Source organism: Streptomyces sp. E-08, from assembly GCF_049913095.1.
Taxonomy (GTDB): Bacteria; Actinomycetota; Actinomycetes; order Streptomycetales; family Streptomycetaceae; genus Streptomyces.
Map to the genome: position 1 here is coordinate 7,972,213 of NZ_CP183971.1, position 21,238 is coordinate 7,993,450.

Annotated in this window: 16 protein-coding genes; 9 read left to right on the top strand and 7 right to left on the bottom strand. The window is 70.6% G+C overall.

Features of this window, described 5'->3' with window-relative positions:
- Positions 1 to 43: 43 nt before the first annotated feature.
- The 3 genes from mmsB to chvE form a co-directional block, all read right to left on the bottom strand.
- Positions 44 to 1,288 (bottom strand): multiple monosaccharide ABC transporter permease, encoded by a 1,245-nt coding sequence (gene mmsB / locus ACN9MM_RS36425; protein WP_426368046.1) that lies wholly within the window; start codon positions 1,286 to 1,288, stop codon positions 44 to 46.
- A complete protein-coding gene (gene mmsA / locus ACN9MM_RS36430) occupies positions 1,285 to 2,856 on the bottom strand; it encodes a multiple monosaccharide ABC transporter ATP-binding protein (protein ID WP_426368923.1) in 1,572 nt (523 codons plus the stop codon). The genes mmsB and mmsA overlap by 4 nt, the downstream gene beginning before the upstream one ends.
- Positions 2,857 to 2,924: 68 nt before the next feature.
- Complete coding sequence (chvE, locus tag ACN9MM_RS36435; RefSeq protein WP_426368047.1) at positions 2,925 to 4,034, bottom strand: multiple monosaccharide ABC transporter substrate-binding protein; 1,110 nt, start codon at positions 4,032 to 4,034, stop codon at positions 2,925 to 2,927.
- 227 nt (positions 4,035 to 4,261) lie between these two features.
- Between chvE and ACN9MM_RS36440 the strand changes: the two genes are divergently transcribed.
- The 4 genes from ACN9MM_RS36440 to araD all read left to right on the top strand — a co-directional run bounded on the left by ACN9MM_RS36440 (position 4,262) and on the right by araD (position 9,927).
- Entirely contained in the window at positions 4,262 to 5,308 is a 1,047-nt protein-coding gene (locus tag ACN9MM_RS36440; protein WP_426368048.1) for a LacI family DNA-binding transcriptional regulator, read from the top strand.
- 480 nt (positions 5,309 to 5,788) lie between these two features.
- Positions 5,789 to 7,498: a ribulokinase gene (gene araB, locus ACN9MM_RS36445; protein ID WP_426368049.1), complete on the top strand. Its 1,710-nt coding sequence runs from the start codon at positions 5,789 to 5,791 to the stop codon at positions 7,496 to 7,498.
- 165 nt (positions 7,499 to 7,663) lie between these two features.
- On the top strand, positions 7,664 to 9,172 hold the full coding sequence (gene araA, locus ACN9MM_RS36450; protein ID WP_426368050.1) for an L-arabinose isomerase: 1,509 nt from the start codon (positions 7,664 to 7,666) through the stop codon (positions 9,170 to 9,172).
- A gap of 44 nt (positions 9,173 to 9,216) precedes the next feature.
- Positions 9,217 to 9,927 (top strand): L-ribulose-5-phosphate 4-epimerase AraD, encoded by a 711-nt coding sequence (araD, locus tag ACN9MM_RS36455; RefSeq protein WP_426368051.1) that lies wholly within the window; start codon positions 9,217 to 9,219, stop codon positions 9,925 to 9,927.
- 55 nt (positions 9,928 to 9,982) lie between these two features.
- On the opposite strand, the gene ACN9MM_RS36460 is transcribed toward araD, so the two are convergent.
- On the bottom strand, positions 9,983 to 11,443 hold the full coding sequence (locus ACN9MM_RS36460; RefSeq protein ID WP_426368052.1) for an endo-1,4-beta-xylanase: 1,461 nt from the start codon (positions 11,441 to 11,443) through the stop codon (positions 9,983 to 9,985).
- On the opposite strand from ACN9MM_RS36460, the gene ACN9MM_RS36465 reads away from it, so the two are divergent.
- On the top strand, positions 11,442 to 11,675 hold the full coding sequence (locus ACN9MM_RS36465; protein ID WP_426368053.1) for a hypothetical protein: 234 nt from the start codon (positions 11,442 to 11,444) through the stop codon (positions 11,673 to 11,675). The two genes, ACN9MM_RS36460 and ACN9MM_RS36465, sit on opposite strands and share 2 nt — an antisense overlap.
- Positions 11,676 to 11,689: 14 nt before the next feature.
- On the opposite strand, the gene ACN9MM_RS36470 is transcribed toward ACN9MM_RS36465, so the two are convergent.
- From ACN9MM_RS36470 to ACN9MM_RS36480, 3 genes are read right to left on the bottom strand one after another with little or no spacing between them, the layout of a single operon-like run.
- Entirely contained in the window at positions 11,690 to 13,126 is a 1,437-nt protein-coding gene (locus ACN9MM_RS36470) for a glycoside hydrolase family 43 protein (RefSeq protein ID WP_426368054.1), read from the bottom strand.
- Positions 13,123 to 15,342: a beta-glucosidase gene (locus ACN9MM_RS36475; RefSeq protein WP_426368055.1), complete on the bottom strand. Its 2,220-nt coding sequence runs from the start codon at positions 15,340 to 15,342 to the stop codon at positions 13,123 to 13,125. Before ACN9MM_RS36475 ends, ACN9MM_RS36470 begins: the two co-directional genes overlap by 4 nt.
- A 9-nt stretch (positions 15,343 to 15,351) precedes the next feature.
- Positions 15,352 to 16,365, bottom strand: coding sequence for a LacI family DNA-binding transcriptional regulator (locus ACN9MM_RS36480; protein WP_426368056.1), 1,014 nt, complete (start codon positions 16,363 to 16,365; stop codon positions 15,352 to 15,354).
- A 233-nt stretch (positions 16,366 to 16,598) separates the two neighbouring features.
- On the opposite strand from ACN9MM_RS36480, the gene ACN9MM_RS36485 reads away from it, so the two are divergent.
- The 4 genes from ACN9MM_RS36485 (at position 16,599) to ACN9MM_RS36500 (ending at position 21,202) form a co-directional block, all read left to right on the top strand.
- Positions 16,599 to 17,891 (top strand): extracellular solute-binding protein, encoded by a 1,293-nt coding sequence (locus ACN9MM_RS36485; protein WP_426368057.1) that lies wholly within the window; start codon positions 16,599 to 16,601, stop codon positions 17,889 to 17,891.
- Positions 17,884 to 18,900, top strand: coding sequence for a carbohydrate ABC transporter permease (locus ACN9MM_RS36490; protein ID WP_426368058.1), 1,017 nt, complete (start codon positions 17,884 to 17,886; stop codon positions 18,898 to 18,900). The genes ACN9MM_RS36485 and ACN9MM_RS36490 overlap by 8 nt, the downstream gene beginning before the upstream one ends.
- Entirely contained in the window at positions 18,897 to 19,727 is an 831-nt protein-coding gene (locus ACN9MM_RS36495; protein ID WP_426368059.1) for a carbohydrate ABC transporter permease, read from the top strand. Before ACN9MM_RS36490 ends, ACN9MM_RS36495 begins: the two co-directional genes overlap by 4 nt.
- A 92-nt stretch (positions 19,728 to 19,819) precedes the next feature.
- A complete protein-coding gene (locus ACN9MM_RS36500; RefSeq protein ID WP_426368060.1) occupies positions 19,820 to 21,202 on the top strand; it encodes a glycoside hydrolase family 30 protein in 1,383 nt (460 codons plus the stop codon).
- The last annotated feature ends 36 nt before the right edge of the window (positions 21,203 to 21,238 follow it).

Here is a 21,238-nt window from a genome sequence, read left to right on the forward strand (position 1 = left end):
CCGGTGGAGGAACCCGGCGGGCACAGTCATGTCGGGAGCGGCGTCAGGCGCCCGCCCTGCGCTTGTTCCACACGTCGAAGCCGACCGCCGCGAGCAGCACGAGCCCCTTGATGACCTGCTGCCAGTCGGTGCCCACCCCGACGAGGTTCATGCCGTTGTTGAGCACGCCGAGGACCAGGCCGCCGATGATGGCGCCCAGGACGGTCCCGACGCCCCCGCTCATCGAGGCCCCGCCGATGAACGCGGCGGCGATGGCCTCCAGCTCGAAGTTCACACCCGCCTTCGGCGAGGCCGCGTTGAAGCGCGCCGCGAAGACGAGCCCGGCGAGCGCCGCGAGCATGCCCATGTTGAGGAAGACCGCGAAGGTCACCTTTCTGTCCTTGACCCCGGACAGCTTCGCGGCGGGCAGGTTGCCGCCGATCGCGTACACATGACGGCCGATCACCGCGTTGCGCATCACGTAGCCGAAGCCGACCAGTAGCGCGGCCAGGATCAGGAGGACCACGGGGGCGCCCTTGTAGCTGGCGAGCAGCAGGGTGGTGAAGAGGACCGCGGCGACGAGCGCCGTCACCTTGAGCGCGAAGAGGCCCGTGGGGAGCGTCTCCAGGGCGAACTCCCGCTGTCGGCGCCGGTCCCGCACCTCCTGGAAGACCACGTACGCGATCAGTCCGACGCCGAGGAGCAGGGTCAGGTTGTGATAGTTGGTCTGCGGCCCCACCTCCGGCAGGAAGCCGTTGGCGACCTTCTGCAGCCCGTCCGGGAACGGACCGAGCGTCTGCCCCTTGAGGAAGATCTCCGTGAGCCCGCGGAACAGGAGCATGCCCGCGAGGGTCACGATGAACGACGGGATGCCGACGTACGCGATGAAGAACCCCTGGAGCGCGCCGGCGACCGCGCCCAGGAGCAGGGTGAGGACCACCGCGACGGGCCAGGACACGTGGTGCTCGACCATGAGCACCGCCCCGATCCCGCCGACCAGCGCCATCAGGGAGCCCACCGACAGGTCGATGTGCCCGGAGATGATGACGATCATCATGCCGATGGCCAGGATGAGGATGTAGCTGTTCTGCAGCACCAGGTTGGAGACGTTGCGCGGCAGCAGGAGGTCGCCGCCCGTCCAGATCTGGAACAGGAGCACGATCAGGCCGAGCGCGAAGAGCATGCCGTACTGGCGCATGTTCCGCCGGACGCCGTCCACGAGCACGCGGGTCAGTGGCGCCCCGGTGGACGGAGCTCCGCGGCCCGGGGGTGCGGGGGTGGTCGGTTCCGTACTGAGGTCGGTGCTCATGCCTGGTGTCCTTCGCTGGAGTCGGCGCCTGCGGTGACCGACGGTGGTGCGGGGGAGTCCTGCGTCATGTGCCGCATCAGCACTTCCTGTGTGGCGTCCTCGCGGCCGGCCTCACCGGTCAGCCGCCCGGCGGCCATGGTGTAGATGCGGTCGCACATGCCGAGCAGTTCGGGCAGTTCGGAGGAGATGAGGAGGATCGCTTTGCCCTCGGCGGCGAGCCGGTCGATCACGGTGTAGATCTCGAACTTGGCGCCCACGTCCACTCCGCGCGTGGGCTCGTCGAGGATGAGGACGTCCGGGCCGGCGAGGATCCACTTGCTGAGGACGACCTTCTGCTGGTTGCCGCCGGAGAGGCGGCCCACCGGTTCGAGGACGTTCGGCGTCTTGATGCTCATGGTCCGCCGGAACCGCTCGGCGACCTTGCGTTCCTCGTGGGCGTCGACGACGCCGCGGCGGGCGAGGGTGCCGAGGGAGGCGAGCGAGATGTTCCGGCTCACGGAGTCCCCGAGGTCGAGACCGTAGTGCTTGCGGTCCTCCGTGACGTACGCGATGCCGTGGGCGACCGCTTCGGGGACCGTACGCGTACGGACCTCGCGGCCGTCCTTGAACACGGTGCCCCGCTCGTACCGGCCGTAGGACCGGCCGAAGACGCTCATGGCGAGTTCGGTCCGGCCGGCCCCCATGAGCCCCGCGACGCCGACGATCTCGCCGCGGCGGACCCGGAGCGAGACCCCGTCGACGACCTTGCGGCCGCGGTCGAGCGGGTGCCGCACGGTCCAGTCCCGGATCTCCAGGACGGGATCGGCGTCGGCCGGGCCCTCGTACGGCGTGCGGTCGGGGAAACGGCTGTCGAGGTCCCGCCCCACCATGCCGCGGATGATGCGCTCCTCGGTCGTGGACGGGTCCTTGACGTCCAGCGTCTCGATGGACCGTCCGTCGCGCAGGATGGTGACGGAGTCGGCGATCCGGGAGATCTCGTTGAGCTTGTGCGAGATGATGATCGAGGTGATGCCCTGGCCCTTCAGCTCCTGCATCAGCCGCAGCAGCTTCGCGCTGTCCTCGTCGTTGAGCGCCGCGGTGGGCTCGTCGAGGATGAGCAGACGGACGTCCTTCGCCAGCGCCTTCGCGATCTCCACGAGCTGCTGCTTGCCGACGCCGATGTCGGCGACCCGGGTCTCGGGGTGCTCGTCGAGCCCGACGCGCCGCAGCAGCTCGGAGGCGCGGCGCAGCGCCTCGCGCCAGTCGATGATCCCGCGCCTGGCCGGCTCGTTGCCGAGGAAGACGTTCTCGGCGATCGACAGGTAGGGGACGAGCGCGAGCTCCTGGTGGATGATGACGATGCCGCGCCGCTCGCTGGCCCTGATGTCCTTGAACCGGCACGGCTCGCCGTCGAAGAGGATCTCCCCCTCGTAGCTGCCGTGCGGGTGGACACCGGACAGGACCTTCATGAGCGTCGACTTCCCGGCGCCGTTCTCTCCGCACAGGGCGTGCACCTCGCCGCGCGCCACGGACAGGGTCACGTCGGAGAGAGCCCTGACGCCGGGGAAGGACTTGCCGATGGACCGCATCTCGAGGACGGGGCCGGGGGTGGACGTGGGGGTGGGCGCGGGGCCGGGTGCGGGGCTGGGCGCGGGGATCACCGCAGGTCCTTGGCGTCGATGTAGCCCGAGTCGACCAGGACCTTCTGGTAGTTGGTCTTGTCGACGCTGACCGGGGTGAGCAGGTAGGCGGGAACCACCTTCTTGCCGTTGTCGTAGGTGGACTCGTCGTTGACCTCGGGCTTCTTGCCGGCGAGGACGGCGGTCACCATGTCGGCGGCGACCTGCGCGAGGGCGCGGGTGTCCTTGTAGACGGTCTGCGTCTGCTCGCCCGCGATGATCGACTTCACGGAGGCGACCTCCGCGTCCTGGCCGGTGACGACCGGAAGGGGCTTCGCGGCGCTGCCGTAGTCGTCGGACTTCAGGGCGGACAGGATGCCGATGGAGATGCCGTCGTAGGGGGAGAGCACGGCGTCGACCCGGGCCGTGGAGTACGAGGAGGTCAGCAGGTCGTCCATGCGCTTCTGGGCCGTCCCGCCGTCCCAGCGCAGGGTGGTGACCTGGTTGAGCCGGGTCTGCTGCGAGCGCACGACCAGCTGCTTCTTGTCGAGGTAGGGCTTCAGCACCTTCATGGCGCCGTTGAAGAAGTACTTGGTGTTGTTGTCGTCGTTGGACCCGGCGAACAGCTCGATGTTGAAGGGGCCCTTCTTCGCGCCGCCCTTCAGGCCCAGCTTCTCGACGATGTACGTGGCCTGGAGCTCGCCGACCTTCTCGTTGTCGAAGGAGGCGTAGTAGTCGATGTGCGGGGAGCCCAGGATGAGCCGGTCGTAGGAGATGACCGGGATGTGCGCGTCAGCCGCCTGCTGCAGGACGTTGGACAGGGCTTCGCCGTTGATGGCGGCCACGACCAGGGCGTCGACGCCCTGGGTGATCATGTTCTCGATCTGGGCGACCTGCTGGTCGGGGTCGTCCTCTCCGTACTGCAGGGTCGTGGAGAAGCCGGCCTTCTTCAGGCTCGCGGTCATGTTCCGGCCGTCGGCGATCCACCTCTCGGAGGACTTGGTGGGCATGGCGATGCCGATGGTGAGGTCCTGCTGGTCCTTCGACTCCTGGCTGCCCCCTTCGCTGTTCTGCCCGCAGGCGGTGAGGAGCAGGGCGCAGCCGGTGGTCACGGCCAGGAGGGCGGATGCGGATCGGAACTTCTTCATGGGCGTTACCTGGCAATCCCGTCGTCGAGGGCGGCTCCGACCGGGAGACGGCTCGACGGCGGCGCGGGTCCTCGCACCACCGGGACGGCGCCGTTCCGGCTGGGTGGCCAGGGCGTCGGCGCCCCGGTCGAGGTAGATTGTTAGCGCTCACAACTGCGTGATACAAGAGGCGCTAAGGTTTTTCTCGCATCGATACGCAGTCGTGAGCAGGGAGAAGGGAGGCGAACGTGGCGCAGCCCGCGGAAGACGTCCGCCCGCCGACGATGGCCGACGTCGCACGAGAGGCGGGGGTCTCCCACCAGACCGTCTCCCGGGTGCTGAGCGGGCACCCCAACGTGCGCGCGGCCACCCGGGACCAGGTCACCCTGGCCATCGAGCGGCTGGGATACCGCCGCAACTCCGCCGCGCGCGCCCTGGTGACGCGCCGTACGAGGACACTGGGCGTCATCGCCGTCAACACCGCCCTGTACGGTCCCGCCAGCACCCTCACCGGCCTGGAGGAGGCGGCCCGGGAGGAGGGCTACCTCGTCTCGACCGTCAGTCTGCGCACGGGATCGGGGCAGGGGCTCAAGGATGCCATCGACCACCTCGCGTCCTGGGGCGTGGAGGGTGTCGTCGCCATCACCCCGCAGCGCTCGCACGTGCAGGCGCTCGCCGAGCTGGACGCGCCCTTCCCCGTGGTCACGGTGGAAGGGGGCCATCAGCTCGACCTGCCCGGCGTCTCCCTCGACCAGGAGCTCGGCGCCCGCATGGTCACGGAGCACCTGCTCGCCGCCGGGCACAAGACCGTGTGGCACGTGGCGGGACCCGAGGACTGGCTGGAGAGCGAGGCCCGTACGGCGGGCTGGCGCGCGGTCCTGGAGGAGAACGGCGTCCGGCCGCCCCGCGTACTGGCGGGCGACTGGAGCCCGCTCTCCGGGTACCGGGCCGGACAGGAGCTCGCGGGTCTCGCCCTGGCCCGCCGTGGGGCGACCCCGGTCACGGCCGTCTTCGTCGCCAACGACCAGATGGCTCTCGGTGTCCTGCGGGCGCTGCGCGAGGGCGGGATCCGTACGCCCGGGCAGGTGGCCGTCGCCGGCTTCGACGACATCCCGGAGGCCGAGTACTTCCCTCCGCCCCTGACGACGGTCCGCCAGGACTTCGCCGCCATCGGGCGCCGGAGCATCGGGCTCCTCGTGGACCACATCGAGGGCCGCGCCCGGAAGGCCGAGCACCTCCTGGTGGAACCGCAGCTCATCATGCGCGCGAGCACCCGCCCGTCGGGCGAGGCCTGACGCGTCGGGCGGGGACTGACGCGTCGGGCGGGGACTGACGCGTCGGGCGGGGACTGACGTGTCGGACGAGGACTGACGTGTCGGACGAGGACGGACGCGTCGGACGAGGACGGACGCGTCGGACTGCGCTCGCCGTCACGGCCGCCGCCACCGGCGCCGCCTCGCCACCACCGGCGCCGCCTCGCCACCACCGGCGCGGCCCCGCCGCCACCGGCGCCGCCTCGCCGCCCGCGAAAGGGGTCTCGTCGCGGGCGGCGCAGGTGCGCGGCGCGCGGGCCCGCCCGCGTCGGTCGGCGTGCGTCGGTCGGTGGGTCGCGGCTGCGGGGCTCTGTCCCCGCATGAAGTGAGCGCTCACTTTCAACGTCTCATTTCTCGCCCAATCTTCGACAGAACCGCACCTACCTCTTGTCCAAGTCAATTGTGAGCGTTAACAATCTGGATGCTCCTCCGACCCCTGCTCATGACGAGAGAGACCCCATCGTGACCACACACGCCCTTTCCGACCCCGCAGCCCGTCACCACCCCGAGGCCTGCACCATCGGTGTCGACTTCGGCACCCTCTCGGGGCGCGCCGTCGTGGTCAGGGTCCGGGACGGCGCCGAACTCGGTTCGGCGGTCCACGAGTACCGCCACGCGGTCATCGAAGAACGCCTTCCCTCCACCGGCGCCCTCCTGCCGCCCGACTGGGCCCTGCAGCACCCCGAGGACTGGCGGGACGTCCTGCGCACCGCCGTTCCCTCGGCCCTCGCCGACGCCGGGGTCGACCCGGTCCGCGTCATCGGCATCGCCACCGACTTCACCGCCTGCACGGTCCTGCCGACCACCCAGGACGGCACCCCGCTCGCCCTGACGCCCGAGTGGGCGGACCACCCGCACGCCTGGCCCAAACTCTGGAAGCACCACGCGGCCCAGGAGCAGGCCGACCGCATCAACGCCCTCGCCCACGCCCTCGGCGAGAAGTGGACCGCACGGTACGGCGGCAGGATCTCCTCCGAGTGGCAGTACGCCAAGGCCCTCCAGGTCCTGGAAGAGGACCCGGCCGTCTACGCCGCCTGCGCCCGCTGGATCGAGGCGGCCGACTGGATCGTCTGGCAGCTCACCGGCAGCGAGTCCCGCAACACCTGCACCGCCGGCTACAAGGGCATCCACCAGGACGGCGCCTACCCCTCTCCCGGCTATCTCGCGCGGCTCCACCCGGACTTCGCCGACTTCCCCGCCACGCGCCTGGAGCACCCGCTGTCGCCCCTGGGCTCCCGCGCCGGCGGGCTGAGCGACCGGGCCGCGCGCTGGACGGGCCTCCCCGAGGGCATCGCCGTCGCCGTCGGCAACGTCGACGCCCACGTGGCCGCGCCCGCGGCGGGCGCCGTCGAGAACGGCCGCATGCTCGCCATCATGGGCACGTCCACCTGCCACGTCCTCAACGGCGCCACCCTCGCCGAGGTCCCCGGCATCTGCGGGGTCGTCGACGGAGGCATCGTCGAGGGCGCCTACGGCTACGAGGCCGGCCAGAGCGCCGTCGGCGACATCTTCGCTTGGTGGCTCCGCCAGGGCGTCCCGGACCACTACCGGGCCGAGGCGGAGGCCGCGGACGAGGACCTGCATCAGCTCCTGACCCGGAAGGCCGCCGGGCAGCCCGTCGGCGCACACGGTCTCGTCGCCCTGGACTGGATGAACGGCAACCGTTCCCCGCTGGTCGACCACCACCTCTCCGGAGTCGTCGCCGGCCTCACCCTCGACACCCGCCCCGAGGACGTCTACCGGGCCCTGCTGGAATCCACCGCCTTCGGCACCCGGTTGATCGTCGAGACCTTCGAGGACGCCGGCGTCCCCGTCGAGGAGTTCATCGTCACCGGCGGCCTGAAGAAGAACACGCTGCTCATGCAGATCCACGCCGACGTCCTCCGCCGCCCCGTCTCCCTCGGCACGTCCGAGCAGGGGCCGGCCCTCGGCTCGGCCATCCACGCCGCCGTCGCCGCGGGCGCACACCCCGACGTCCGCGCCGCCGCCTCCGTCATGGGAAGCGTGCAGCGCCACGCGTACCTCCCGGACCCCGCACGGGCCGATGCCTACGACGAGCTCTTCGCCGAGTACCGCGCCCTCCACGAACACTTCGGCACCGGCCCGGACCTCCTCCTGCACCGCCTGCGGCGGATGCGCAACACCGCACGCACCACCACCGTCACCGGCTGACCGGGCCGCCGTCCACCCCACCCCGGGGCTTCGACAGGCCCGCCCACCCCCGGGGCCTCGTCAGGCCCACCCCCCCCGGCCTCGACAGGCCCGCCCACCCCGCGGCCTCGAAAGGCCGGACCCCTCCGACCCCCCGACCCCGCACCTCCGAGGAGCACACCCGACATGACCCTCGCCCAGCCCGACCGCGAGATCTGGTTTCTCACCGGCAGCCAGGCCCTCTACGGCGACGACACCCTGGCGCAGGTCGCCGAACAGTCCCGCGCCATCCGCGACACCCTCGCCGACCAGCCCCGGATGACCGTCCGCATCGTGTGGAAGCCGGTCCTCACCGACGCGGCCGCCATCCGCGCGGTCTGCCTGGAGGCCAACGCCGACGACCGCTGCATCGGCCTCATCGCCTGGATGCACACCTTCTCCCCGGCCAAGATGTGGATCGCCGGCCTCGACGCCCTGAGCAAGCCCCTGCTGCACCTGCACACCCAGTCCAACAGCCGGCTTCCCTGGTCCACCATCGACATGGACTTCATGAACCTGAACCAGGCCGCCCACGGCGACCGCGAGTTCGGATTCGTGCAGACCCGCCTCGGTGTCCCGCGCAAGACCGTGGCCGGCCACGTGTCCCACCCCGAGGTCGTCGACCGCATCGCCGGATGGGCCCGCGCCGCCGTCGGCCGCGCCGAGCTCACCACCCTCAAGCTCGCCCGGTTCGGCGACAACATGCGCGATGTCGCCGTCACCGAAGGCGACAAGGTCGAGGCCCAGCTGCGGTTCGGCGTGTCGGTCAACACCTACGGCGTCAACGACCTCGTCGCCGCCGTCGACGCCGCCCCCGACGACACCGTCACCGCCCTCGTCAAGGAGTACGAGGACCTCTACGCCCTCGCGCCCGAGCTGCGGCCCGGCGGCGAGCGCCACGAATCCCTGCGCTACGCCGCCCGCATCGAAGCCGGTCTGCGCGCCTTCCTCACGGAAGGCGGCTTCCGCGCCTTCACCACGAACTTCGAGGATCTCGGCGGCCTGCGCCAGCTGCCCGGCCTCGCCGTGCAGCGCCTGATGGCGGACGGCTACGGCTTCGGCGGCGAGGGGGACTGGAAGACCTCCACCCTGCTGCGCACCCTGAAGGCGATGGCCCACGGCCGGCCCGGCGGCACCTCCTTCATGGAGGACTACACCTACGACCTCACGCCCGGGCAGGAGCTCATCCTCGGCGCCCACATGCTGGAGGTCTGCCCCTCCCTGACCACGGCCACGCCCGCCTGCGAGATCCATCCGCTCGGCATCGGCGGACGCGAGGACCCGGTCCGCCTCGTCTTCGACGCGGACCCCGGTCCGGCCGTCGTCGTCGGCCTCGCGGACATGGGCGACCGGTTCCGTCTTGTCGCCAACCACATCGACGTCGTCGCGCCGCCCGAGCCGCTGCCTCAGCTGCCCGTCGCGCGCGCCGTCTGGCGGCCCCGCCCCGACCTCCGCACGTCCACCGAGGCCTGGCTGACGGCCGGAGCCCCGCACCACACCGTCCTGACCACCGCCCTCGGCGGCGAGGAGCTCGACGACCTCGCCGAGATGCTCCGGACCGAACTCGCCGTCATCGACGAGGACACGACCGTACGGCGCTTCACGCGCGAGCTGCGCTGGAACCAGGCCTACCACCGTCTGGCGCAGAGCCTGTGAACGCCTCCGCTTCCGCCTCCGCCCCCACCAGAACGGAGTCCTCCGTGAGCACCATCGTTCCCGAGGAGCTGCGCCGCGAGGTGCTGGAGGCCAACCTCCGCATCCCCCGGGCCGGGCTCGCCACCCTCACCTGGGGCAACGTCAGCGGTGTGGACCGGGAAGCCGGCGTCTTCGTCATCAAGCCCTCGGGCGTGGCCTACGACGTCCTGAGGGAGGAGGACCTCGTCGTCGTCTCCCTGGCCGACGGGAGCGTCGTCGAAGGCCGCCTGCGCCCGTCCACCGACACGGAGACGCACCGCAGCCTCTACCTGGCCTTCCCCTCCATCGGAGGCGTGACCCACACGCACTCCACCCATGCCGTCGCCTTCGCCCAGGCCCGGCGCCCGATACCGGTGCTCGGCACGACCCACGCGGACACCTTCAACGGGCCCGTCCCCGTCACCGCGGCCCTCACGCCCGAGCAGTGCGCCAAGGACTACGAGTACAACACCGGCCAGGTCATCGTGGACCTGCTGGGCCGTGACGACACCCGGGCCAGGGAGGTCCCCGGCGCCCTCGTCGCCCACCACGGCCCTTTCACCTGGGGCGAGGACGCCACCACGTCCCTGGAGCACGCCATCATCTGCGAGGCGGTGGCCGAGATGGCGCTCCACACCATCGCCCTGGGCACGGTCGAACCCCCGCAGCACGTCCTGGACCGTCACTTCACCCGCAAGCACGGCCCGGACGCGTACTACGGAAACCGTCCCCTCTGACACGCCGAAAGGGGAGCCGGGATCATCCTGGCTCCCCTCCGTCGACGGTGTGGGATCAGCTGCGGGTCCAGCGCTGGTTGGTGCCGTTCCCGCAGGTGTAGAGCTGGATCAGGGTGCCGTTGGCCGTGCCGTTGGCGGCGGCGTCGAGGCAGAGGCCGGACTGGACGCCGACGAGGGAGCCGTCGGAGTTGAGGCGCCACTTCTGGTTGTCGGCGCCCCAGCAGCTGTAGATCTGGACCTTGGTGCCGTTGGCGGTGCCGGCGGCGTCGAGGCACTTGTCGCCGTAGACCCTGAGCTCACCGGCGGCGGTGAAGGTCCACTGCTGGTTGGTGCGGCCGTTGCAGTCCCACAGCTGGACCTGGGTGCCGTCGGTGGTGACGGCTCCGGGCACGTCCAGGCAGCGGCCCGAGGCGACTCCCCTGATCTGTCCGGCACCGGGGGAGGGCGTCGGCGTGGGCGTCGGCGTGGGCGTCGGTGTCGGGGAGACGGCGTTCAGCGCGTTGAGCACGGAGGTGTAGGCCGGCTTCTTGCTGCCGTCGCCGTTGAACAGGAGCGGCGTGTGCTCGGCTCGCCAGGAGTCGGTGTCGCGCACGCCCCACACGGTGATGCCGAGGCAGCGCGGGACCGCCAGGCAGTCGTTGGTCACGTTGGCGTACGTCGTCGGCGAGGCGCCCTGGATGTCGAGTTCGGTGACGGCCACGTCCACGCCGAGGGCGGCGAAACTCTGGAGCGTGGTGCGGAAGTTGCTGTTGTACGGGCTGTCGTTGTTGAAGTGCGACTGGAAGCCGACGCAGTCGATCGGTACGCCGCGCTGCTTGAAGTCCTTCACCATCGCGTACATGGCCTGGGTCTTGGCCCAGTTCCAGTTCTCGACGTTGTAGTCGTTGTAGCAGAGCTTGGCGGCCGGGTCTGCGGCGCGCGCGGTGCGGAACGCGACCTCTATCCAGTCGTTGCCGGTGCGCTGCAGGTTGGAGTCGCGCCGGGCACCCGAACTGCCGTCGGCGAAGGCCTCGTTCACGACGTCCCACTGGGGGATCTTGCCCTTGTAGTGGGCCATCACGCCGTTGATGTGGTTGATCATCGCCTGGCGCAGCGCGCTCCCGCTGAGGCTCTGCATCCAGCCGGGCTGCTGGGAGTGCCAGGCCAGGGTGTGGCCGCGCACCTGCTTGCCGTTCTGCACCGCCCAGTTGTAGACGCGGTCGGCGGCGGTGAAGGTGAACTGTCCCTGCTGCGGTTCGGTGGCGTCGATCTTCATCTCGTTCTCGGCGGTCACCGAGTTGAACTCGCGGGCGGCGATCGTCGTGTACGCCGAGTCGTTGAGCCGGCCCGAGGCGATCGCCGTGCCGAAGTACCGGCCGCTCTGCTTCGCCGCGCTGCCGAGCGTGGTCTCGGCGGCGTGCGAGGTGAGGGGCGCCACGATCACGGCGGCGGCACCGAGGACGCCGGCGATCAGCGCCGCGGACAGTCCGCCGGTCCTCCGGCGGAGAGTGGTCGGGGGAAGAGCGCGTGAGCGCATGAAAGAACCTCCTGAAGTGAATTCGCGGAAGGCTGTGAAGGCGGCAGAACGAATCCGCGTCGGTGCTGTCTTCGTGGATGAACGAAAGACCCGCGCGCTGACTGGGCGTACCGAAAAGGGAGACGCCGCCTCGGAAATCAGTGTGGAAACGCGGCGGAAACAAGTCAAGGCTTTCGAAGATGTTTCGAAGGGCGGCCCGCTTCGAAAGAATTTCGATGCGGACCGCCCTTGATCTGCGCCTATCGTCTATGGCCGGTTTTCGAGGTGGAACCACGAGAAAAGGGCTTCGTTGCTGGAAGGGCTGCCCTGGGACGTGGCGTAGAGACCGATTTGCACACTGGTGAACAACGGGGTCAGAAACGTCGCTTCGACGGTGGCCAGCTCCTGCCAGGAACCCCCGGGTTCCGCGTAGGAGAAGGAATGGCGGAAACCGCGGATACGGACCCCCAGGCGGACAGGGCCCGGAGGGAGGGGAACGCCGGCGAGGATCTCGGTCCCGCGGCGCAGACTCAACCCCTCCGCCGTGCGGAGGAACAGGAGGTGGGCGTCGTCGTCGAGGACCACGGCGAGGCCCGCCTCCTCACCCGGCGCCACCGGGGAGAAGCGCAGTTCGGTGGAGACGTCGCAGTCGGGCTGCTCCTGCGGGCGGGCCAGGAGGGACGGGGTGGTGCGCTCGCCCAGGCGCTCGGGACGCAGCCGGAGCCGCAGCCCGTCACCCGTGGACCAGAACCGCGAGCGCGGGGTGCGCAGGGTGTTCCAGTCGGCGGAGAGGGCAGCGAAGTCGTCGTGGACGGCTCCGCCGCGGCCGGTGGGGGCGACGGGGGTGAAGACCGGACGGCCTTGGTCCCAGGCGACGTCGGCGAGGAACGTCTCGCGGCCGAGGGCGGAGCCCGGCCGGACGCCCAGGAGGACGGCCCGCCAGTCTCCCTGCGGGGTCTGGACGAGGTCCGCGTGCCCGGTGCAGGTGACCGGACCCCCGGAGGGCGCGAGGACCGGGTTGCCGGGGACACCCCGGTAGGGGCCGGTCACCCGGTCGGCACGGGCGGCCACCACGCTGTGGTCCACATCGGTGCCGCCCTCGGCGGTGAGCAGAAGGTAGGTGCCGTCGATCCGGTAGAGGTGCGGGGCCTCCGACCAGCGGGCGCCCGGACGGCTCCCCGACCACAGGACGTACTCGGGCCCGGTGAGCCGGTGTTCGCGCGGGAGGTACTCGCGCATCCAGATCTCGGTGCGACCGGCGGCCTCGTCGAGGACGCGGGCGGCGGTGAACCAGGCCCGTCCGTCGCCGCCCGGCCCGTCGTCGAAGAACAGCGACGGATCGAAACCCTCGCCGTCCAGCCAGTACGGCTCCGACCACGGCCCCGCCGGGTCGGTCGCCGTGACGACGAAATGGCCGGGGCCGTCCATCAGCGTGCAGACGAGATGGAAGACCCCGCCATGGTGCCGGATCGTCGGCGCGAACAGCCCCCGGGAGGGCTCGCACCCGTCGAGGTCGAGCTGCGACGCCCGGTCGAGCGCGGAGCCGAGGCGCCGCCAGTTCACCAGATCTCGGCTGTGGAAGACGGGAAGCCCCGGGAACCACTCGAAGCTGGACGTCACCAGGTAGTAGTCCGCCCCTGCGCGGCAGACGGAAGGATCGGGCCGGAACCCCGGCAGCACGGGATCGCCGAACCACCCGGTCACGGTACGGGGACCATCTCGACGGGCACGGACAGCACGCGGTCGGCCCCCGGGTGACGGACGGGACCGCGCAGGGTGAAGGAGCCCCGGAGCGGAAGATCGCCGCTGGACCGTCCGACGGCCACTCCGATCTCTCCGGGCTCCACCCGCCTGCGCAGGTCGATCCCGGTGAAGGAGGTCCGGTCGGCATGCACGGCGAAGGTGATCCGGGCGGCCGCGCCCGGATCCAGCTCGACCCTGCCGAACCCGGCGAGCCACTGTTCCGGCCGGACGACGGACGCCTCGGGATCGGAGAGGTACAGCTGCACCACCTCCGTCCCGGCGACCTCGCCGACGTTCCGTACGGTGACCGAGACGGAGACGGCTCCGTCCGTCGCGGCCTCGGGATCCACCGAGAGCTCCGAGCAGGTGAAGCGGGTCCAGCTCAGCCCGTGCCCGAAGGGGAACAGCGGGGTCGGGTCCACCGAGCTCCAGTCGGTGGGCCCGCCGAGCCGCGAGCGCAGATACGTGCCGGGCTGGCCGCCGGCCCGGCGGGGGATGGAGACCGGCAGCCGCCCGGACGGCTCCGTGGCGCCGCTGATGATCCGGGCCAGCGCCGTCCCGCCCTCCTCGCCGGGGAAGAACGCCTGCACCACGGCCGCCGCGCGCTCCGCGAGCGAGCCGAGCGCGTACGGCCGTCCGGAGACGAGGACCAGGACGGTCGGCACCCCGGAGTCCAGCACGGCGGAGGCGAGCGAGGCCTGGTCGCCGGGCAGGTCGAGGGTCTCGGCGTCGCAGCCCTCCCCGGAGGTGCCCCGGCCGAACATGCCGGCCCGGTCCCCGAGGACGAGGACGTTCACGTCCGGATCGTCCGCGGTGACCGTGAACCCGGCGGCGGTGAGCGCCTCACCGAGCGTCGGTATCGCCACCCCCGGGTCGCCGGGCAGTGCCACGTGGTTGGGGAAGGAGTAGCAGCCGAGGAAGGAGTGCGGGTCGTCGGCGTACGGCCCGCTGACCGAGACCCGGCACGGCCGCAGCGGCAGGATGCCGTCATTGGCGAGCAGCACCGTGGACCGCTCGGCGAGCAGCCGGGCCAGCTCCCGGTTCTCCGGCGGGTCGAGGTCGACCGGCTCGGGCTTGACGGGCTCCCAGTCGGGGTCGAGCAGGCCGAGTTCGGCCTTCTGCAGCAGGACCCGCTCCGCGGCCCGGTCGATGAGCTCCTCCCGTACCGCTCCTGCCCGTACGAGTGCGGTCAGGGGCTCGGCGTAGCAGCGGGCGGTCGGCAGCTCGACGTCGATCCCGGCGGTCAGCGCCAGCGCTCCGGCCTCGCCGCGCGAGCCGGTGACACCGTGCCGGGTCTCCAGGAAGGAGACGGCGTAGTAGTCGGCGACGACCACCCCGCCGAAACCGAGCTCGCCCCGGAGCAGTTCGGTCAGCAGGCGCTCGTCGGCGGCGACCGGGACACCGTCCACGTCGGTGTAGCTGTTCATCACCGACCGGGCGCCCCCCTCGCGCAGCGCCCGTACGAAGGGCTCGACCAGCACGTCGGCGAACTCGCGCGGCCCCGAGGGGACGGGGGCCATGTTCCGGCCGCCGCGCGAGGCCGAGTACCCGGCGAAGTGCTTGAGCGTCGCCACGATCCCGGTGCCTTCCAGGCCCTGCACATAGGCGGTGCCGATCGCCCCGACGAGATACGGGTCCTCGGCGATGCACTCCTCGGTTCTGCCCCACCGGTAGTCCCGGACCACGTCCAGCACCGGGGCGAGTCCCTGGTGGACGCCGACCCGCCGCAGGTCGGTGCCGATGGCGGCGGCCATCCGGCGCACGAGCCCGGGGTCGAAGGACGCGCCCCAGGCGAGCGGCCCGGGGAAGACCGTCGCCCCGAACGTCATGAACCCGGTCAGGCACTCCTCGTGCGCGACCGCCGGGATCCCGAACCGGCCGGATTCCGTCACCTGCCGCTGGAGCGCGGCGAGCCGCTCCATCCCGGCTTCGGCGGTGATCGGCGCGGTGCCGTACACCCGGGTCAACTGGCCGAGCCCGTGGGGGATGACGTCGTCGAAACCGGGCGCGGGCTCGCCGGAATCGTCCTCCATCGGCGCGACGGACGCTCCCGGATCCGCGGGCAGCGCCCAGAAGCCGGCGAGCTGTCCCGCCTTCTCCTCCACCGTCATCCGTCTCAGGAGATCGGCGACGCGCTCGGACGCGGGCAGGAGGGGGTCACGCCAGGACTCGGTCAAGGGGTTCTCCTAGGAACGGGGCGGGGCGGTGGAGAGCCGGACCTTGAGGTCGGTCGACAGCTCCATCCGGGGGCTGACCAGGGGCTGGTCCTCCAGAAGCTGGAACAGGGTGCGGGCGGCGAGCCGGCCCATCTCCTCCAGCGGCTGGCGGACCGTCGTCAGCGGCGGCGACAGCCAGTCGCACATCGGCAGGTCGTCGAAGCCGACCACGCTCAGGTCCTCCGGGACGCTCAACCCGGCCTGCCGCGCGGCTTCGTAGACGCCCATCGCCTGCTGGTCGCTGCCGGCGAAGATCGCCGTCGGCGGGTCGGGGAGGGCGAGCAGTTCCTGGGCGCGCCGGAACCCGCCCTCGTGCTGGAAGTCGCCGAAGCGGATCAGGTCGCGGTCGACCTCGACCCCGGCCCGCTCCAGCGCCGCCCGGTACCCGTCGATGCGGGCCTGGCTGCAGAGCATCTCCTTGCGCCCGCCGATCGCGGCGATCCGTCGGTGCCCGAGCTCCAACAGGTGCTCGGTGGCGGCGAGTCCGCCGGCCCAGTTGGTCGCGCCGATGCTCGGCACGCCCTTGTCCGGCAGGTCGATCGGGTCGATGACGACCAGCGCCACCCCGGCCCTTTCGACCTGGTCGCGCTGGGCCTGGGTGACCGAGGAGGTGACGAGGATGACGCCGTCGCTGTGGTGCAGGACCGGCAGCGCGGCCCAGCTCGACGGCGTGGCCTCGCCCGGCGGGACCAGCGACACGACGGTGCCGACGCTCCGCTGCGCGCACTCGGCCTCGACGCCGCGCAGGATCTCCACGGCCCACGCGCTGTCCAGACCACCGAGGATCAGGTCGACCAGGCCCGACCTGCGGGCCCTGGCCTGGCGGCCGGGGGGAAGGTAGTTGTGGGACCGCAGCAGGGTCTCGATCCGCTCGCGTGTCGACGGCGCGACGTCGGAGCGGCCGTTGATCACCTTGGACACGGTGGCCTGGGAGACGCCGGCCTCCGCGGCGATGACGGCCAGGGTCGGGCGCTGCTCGCTCAACTTCTCTCCTCTGCGCGGACGTCATCGGCCGACGCCATGTACCGCAAACGTTTCGAAGAGTTTCGGATCGCGTGACCGGCTTGTCAACCCTGGAAATGGCCGCTGCTTCAAGGGAGTTCGGTGAGAAGTCTTGACCGGGCAGCCCCGCGTTCCTAGTTTGTGGCCTCACGGAATTCGAGAGTATTACGAAAAGTTTTCGGGCTCGAATCGGCAATCCCCACCCCGGAGGTCCCATGGCCAGCATCCCCCCGAGCCGACGAAGCTTCCTCGCGCTCTCGGGCCTGACCGCACTGTCCGTCTCGCTGACCGCGGCCTGCGGCGGGGGCGGATCCGACGGCGGGAAGGCGGCCGACGGCAAGGTGACGTTCGACTGGTGGAACATCGCCACGACGGAACCGGGCAAGTCCCTCTTCCCGCAGATCGCCACGGCGTTCATGGCGGCCCACCCGAACATCAGGATCCAGACGACCTCGTTGGAGAACGAGGCGTTCAAGTCCAAGCTCACCGCCACCACTTCGTCCGGCAGGCTCCCCGACGTCTACCAGACCTGGGGCGGCGGCGTGCTGCAGCAGCAGGTCGACGCGGGGCTCGTCGAGGACCTCACCGACGCGTTCGGCTGGTCGTCCGAGCTCACCCCGGTGTCGCTGCAGGCCTATCAGGTCGAGGGCCGGACCTACGGTGTTCCGTACGACATCGGCATGGTCGGCTTCTGGTACAACAAGAAGCTCTTCGCCAAGGCGGGGGTCACCACGCCGCCGGCCACCTGGGCCGAGTTCCTCGACGTCGTCAGGAAGCTCAAGGCGGGCGGCGTCACCCCGATCGCCCTCGCGGGCAAGGAGAAGTGGCCCGGCCACTACTACTGGGCCTACCTCGCGATGCGCGTCGCGGGACTACCCGCCCTGCAAGAGGCCGCGACCAGCAAGGACTTCACCGGACCCGGCTTCGTCCAGGCCGGTGCCCACCTCAAGGAGCTGGTCGACCTCCAGCCGTTCCAGCCGTCCTTCCTCGGCGCCGGCTACGCCACCCCGGGCGGCCAGGCCGCCTCCATGGGCAACGGCAAGGCCGCCATGGAGCTCATGGGGCAGTGGGCGCCGTCGGTACAGAAGGACGCGGGCGCCGACCTCGGGGCGGACCTCGGCTTCTTCCCCTTCCCGACCGTCGAAGGCGGGGTCGGCAAGATCGACGAGGTGTTCGGCGGCGGCGGCGGGTTCGCCCTGCGCAAGGGCGCACCCAAGGAGGCCCTGGAGTTCCTGAAGTTCTTCGTCCTGGACAACGAGTCCAAGCTGCTGGCCTCCAACGGCTACCTGCCGGTGGTCAAGGGCGCGGAGAGCCGGCTCACCGACGCCAACAAGAAGGTGGTGGCGGGCAGTCTGGCCAAGGCGACGGGCTTCCAGCTCTTCCTGGACCAGGCCTATCCGCCGGCGGTCGGCCAGGAGGTCAACGACAGCGTCGCCGACCTCATCGCGGGCAAGAAGACACCCGAGCAGGTCACCCGGGCGATCACCGAGGTGGCGAAGAGTGCCTAGCTCCGTGGCCGCCCCGACCAAGGGCCCGGCCGACGAGCGGACGGGGGACCAGCGGACGGAGGGCGCGGCACCGGCGAGCCCCGCCGGCCCGGCCCGGTCGCTCCTGGGCGGCCTCGCCGACTGGGCTTCGGCGGCCTGGTTCCTCGTCCCCGCCCTGGTCCTCTTCCTCGGCTTCGTCCTCGCCCCGATCGTCGTCGCCGTCCACAACAGCTTCTTCAGATGGGGCGGGGTCGGCCCCATGGACGACTTCGTCGGTTTCGACAACTACGTCAGGCTCTTCGCCGACCAGGTCTTCATCGGCGACATGGGCCGCGGCCTCTACCTGATCGTCCTGTCGGTCACGGTGCAGCTGCCCTTCGCGCTCTTCACCGCGGTCCTGCTCAACCAGAGGCTGCGCGGCCGGGCCGTCTACCGGATGCTGTTCTTCGCGCCGTACATCCTGTCCGAGGTCGTCACGGCGGTCCTCTTCACCATGATCTTCCTTCCCGGCGACGGCATGGCCGACCACCTCGCCGGCGCTCTCGGCCTGGAGGGGCTGCAGGGCAAGTGGCTCGCCGACCCCTCGACGGTCATGCCGACCCTGTTCGTGGTCATGACCTGGAAGTACTTCGGCTTCCACATGATGCTCTTCCTCGCCGGGCTGCAGGGCATACCGCGCGAGGTCCTCGATGCCGCCGCCATCGACGGGGCCGGCGCCTGGCAGCGCTTCCGGTACGTGACGCTGCCGCTGCTGGGCCCGACGATCCGGATCAGTGTCTTCCTCTCGGTCATCGGCGCGATCCAGCTCTTCGACCTCGTCTGGGTCATGACCGCCGGCGGCCCCAACCACTCCTCCGAGACGATGGCGATCTCGATATTCCAGTTCGGGTTCAAGCGCTACCAGGTCGGCTACGCCAGTGCGATCAGCGTGGTGCTGTTCATGATCAGCCTCGTCTTCTCCCTCTTCTACCAGCGGTACGTGCTCCGCCGTGATCTGAGCGGCGCCGTCACCACGGGAGGTGGCCGATGAACGCCCGCAAGGCGGCACGCGGTCTGTCGCTGCACGCCGTGGTCTGGCTGATCGGCGCGTTCGTCGTCGTACCGCTCGTCTACGCGGTGATCTCCGGCTTCAAGAGCACCGGCGAGCTGACGACCAATCCGTTCGGGCTGCCTGAGCACTGGAAGACCGGCAACTACACCGGCATCCTCGGCGACGGAATGTTCTGGCGGCAGATCGCCAACAGCGCCGGCATCGCGATCGGCACGACGGTGGTCACGGTGGCGGCTTCCGCCATGGCGGCGTTCGCGCTGGCCCGGTACGCCTTCCGGGGCCGGGAGCTGTTCTACATGCTCTTCACGATCGGGCTGATGTTCCCGTTCGCGGTGGCGGTCCTGCCGCTGTTCCTGCTGCTACGCACCTTCGACCTGCTCGACAACCCGCTCGGAGTGATCCTCCCGCAGGCCGCCTTCGGGCTCCCCATGACGATCATCATTCTCCGCGGCTTCTTCCGGACCATCCCGGCGGAGGTCGAGGAGGCTGCCGTCATGGACGGCTGCGGCAAGTTCCGCTTCTTCTGGAAGATCCTGCTGCCGATGGCGCGCCCGGCGCTCGGTACGGTCTCGGTCCTGGCGATCGTCGCGAGCTGGAACAACTTCTTCCTGCCGCTCCTCGTGTTCAACGACCCGACGTGGCAGACGATCCCGGTCGGCGTCCAGCAGTTCCAGGGCCAGTACTCGACCGACTACGCACTCGTCCTCGCCTACATCGTGCTCGCCATGGTCCCCGCCCTGGCCTTCTACGCCGTCGCCGAGCGCCAGCTGATCGGCGGCCTCACCGCCGGCGCCACCAAGGGCTGAACCGCCCCGCGTTCCCTCCACCCCGAGGAGACCCCGTGAAACGTCTGACCGCACTGACGGCCGTCATATTGTTAGCGCTAACAACTCAGACTGTGGCCGACCCCGCGCCACCTGAGGCCGATCTCGTGCAGCCCGCGGCCGGGCTCGTACGAACCGCTGTCGATCGCGAACGTCTCACCGTCGACTTCCGCACCGACCTCCAGCCCATCGACGGATTCGGCTTCTCGATGGCCTTCCAGCGGGCCGACGTGCTCCACGGCGCGCGGGGCCTCAGCCCGGCGAAGCAGCGCGAGGTGCTCGACCTGCTGTTCAGCAAGGAGAAGGGCGCGGGTCTTTCGATCCTGCGCCTGGGCATCGGCTCGTCGACCGACAGGGTCTACGACCACATGCCGACGATCCTGCCGGCCGATCCCGGCGGCCCGGACGCCACGCCGACGTACGTCTGGGACGGCTGGGACGGCGGCCAGGTCTGGCTCGCCAAGGAGGCCAAGACCTACGGCGTGAAACGGTTCTTCGCCGACGCATGGAGCGCCCCGGCCTTCATGAAGACCAACGGGAGCGAGAACGACGGCGGCGAGCTCCGGCCCGAATGGCGACAGGCCTACGCGAACTACCTCGTGCAGTACGCGAAGTTCTACCGCCGGGAAGGCATCGCGATCACCGACCTCGGGTTCACCAACGAACCCGACTGGACGGCGACCTACGCCTCGATGCGGTTCACCCCGCAGCAGGCCGTCGACTTCCTCAAGGTGCTCGGGCCGACCGTGCGCGCATCCGGACTCAGGGCCCAGCTGGTCTGCTGCGACGCCGCCGGCTGGGACCGTCAGGTCGCCTACACCGAGGCCATCGAGGCGGACCCCGAGGCCGACAAGGCCGTACGGACCGTCACCGGCCACCGCTACAGCGGGCCGACGGACGTTCCCCAGCCGACCGACAAGCGCGTGTGGATGTCGGAATGGTCGCCGGACGGCACCACCTGGAACGAGAACTGGGACGACGGCAGCGGCTACGACGGTCTCACCGTCGCCGCCGACATCCAGAACACCCTGACCGCCGGCAACGCCAACGCCTACGTCTACTGGACCGGCGCCTCCCTCGGCGCGACCCGAGGGCTCATCCAGCTCGCCAACCCCGGTGACGACTACCGGGTGTCCAAGCGGTACTGGGCGCTGGCCGCCTTCAGCCGGTTCATCCGCCCCGGCGCCGTCCGCGTCCCGGTCACGAACGCCGACCCGGCCCTGCGGGCCACGGCCTTCCGCAACACCGACGGCAGCCGCGTGATCGAGATCCTCAACACCGCGGCCACCGAAAGCTCCGCCGAGTTCTCCCTTCGCGGCGGGCACGACCGGCACCCCGACGGCTACGTCACCGACGAGACCCGCTCGATCACCCCGGCCGACATCGTCTCCCTCCACGGCACGACCCTCACGGCGAAGCTCGCCCCGCGCGCCCTCACCACGATCGTCCTCCACTGACCGGTCCTCGGCTGAACCGCCCACCCCACCAGGAGT

Bases quoted from the DNA above. Each gene is read 5' to 3' on its own strand.
- mmsB (WP_426368046.1), bottom strand. From the start codon at position 1,288: ATGAGCACCGACCTCAGTACGGAACCGACCACCCCCGCACCCCCGGGC.
- mmsA (WP_426368923.1), bottom strand. From the start codon at position 2,856: ATGCGGTCCATCGGCAAGTCCTTCCCCGGCGTCAGGGCTCTCTCCGAC.
- chvE (WP_426368047.1), bottom strand. From the start codon at position 4,034: ATGAAGAAGTTCCGATCCGCATCCGCCCTCCTGGCCGTGACCACCGGC.
- araA (WP_426368050.1), top strand. From the start codon at position 7,664: ATGACCCTCGCCCAGCCCGACCGCGAGATCTGGTTTCTCACCGGCAGC.
- ACN9MM_RS36465 (WP_426368053.1), top strand. From the start codon at position 11,442: ATGAAAGAACCTCCTGAAGTGAATTCGCGGAAGGCTGTGAAGGCGGCA.
- ACN9MM_RS36460 (WP_426368052.1), bottom strand. From the start codon at position 11,443: ATGCGCTCACGCGCTCTTCCCCCGACCACTCTCCGCCGGAGGACCGGC.
- ACN9MM_RS36485 (WP_426368057.1), top strand. From the start codon at position 16,599: ATGGCCAGCATCCCCCCGAGCCGACGAAGCTTCCTCGCGCTCTCGGGC.
- ACN9MM_RS36495 (WP_426368059.1), top strand. From the start codon at position 18,897: ATGAACGCCCGCAAGGCGGCACGCGGTCTGTCGCTGCACGCCGTGGTC.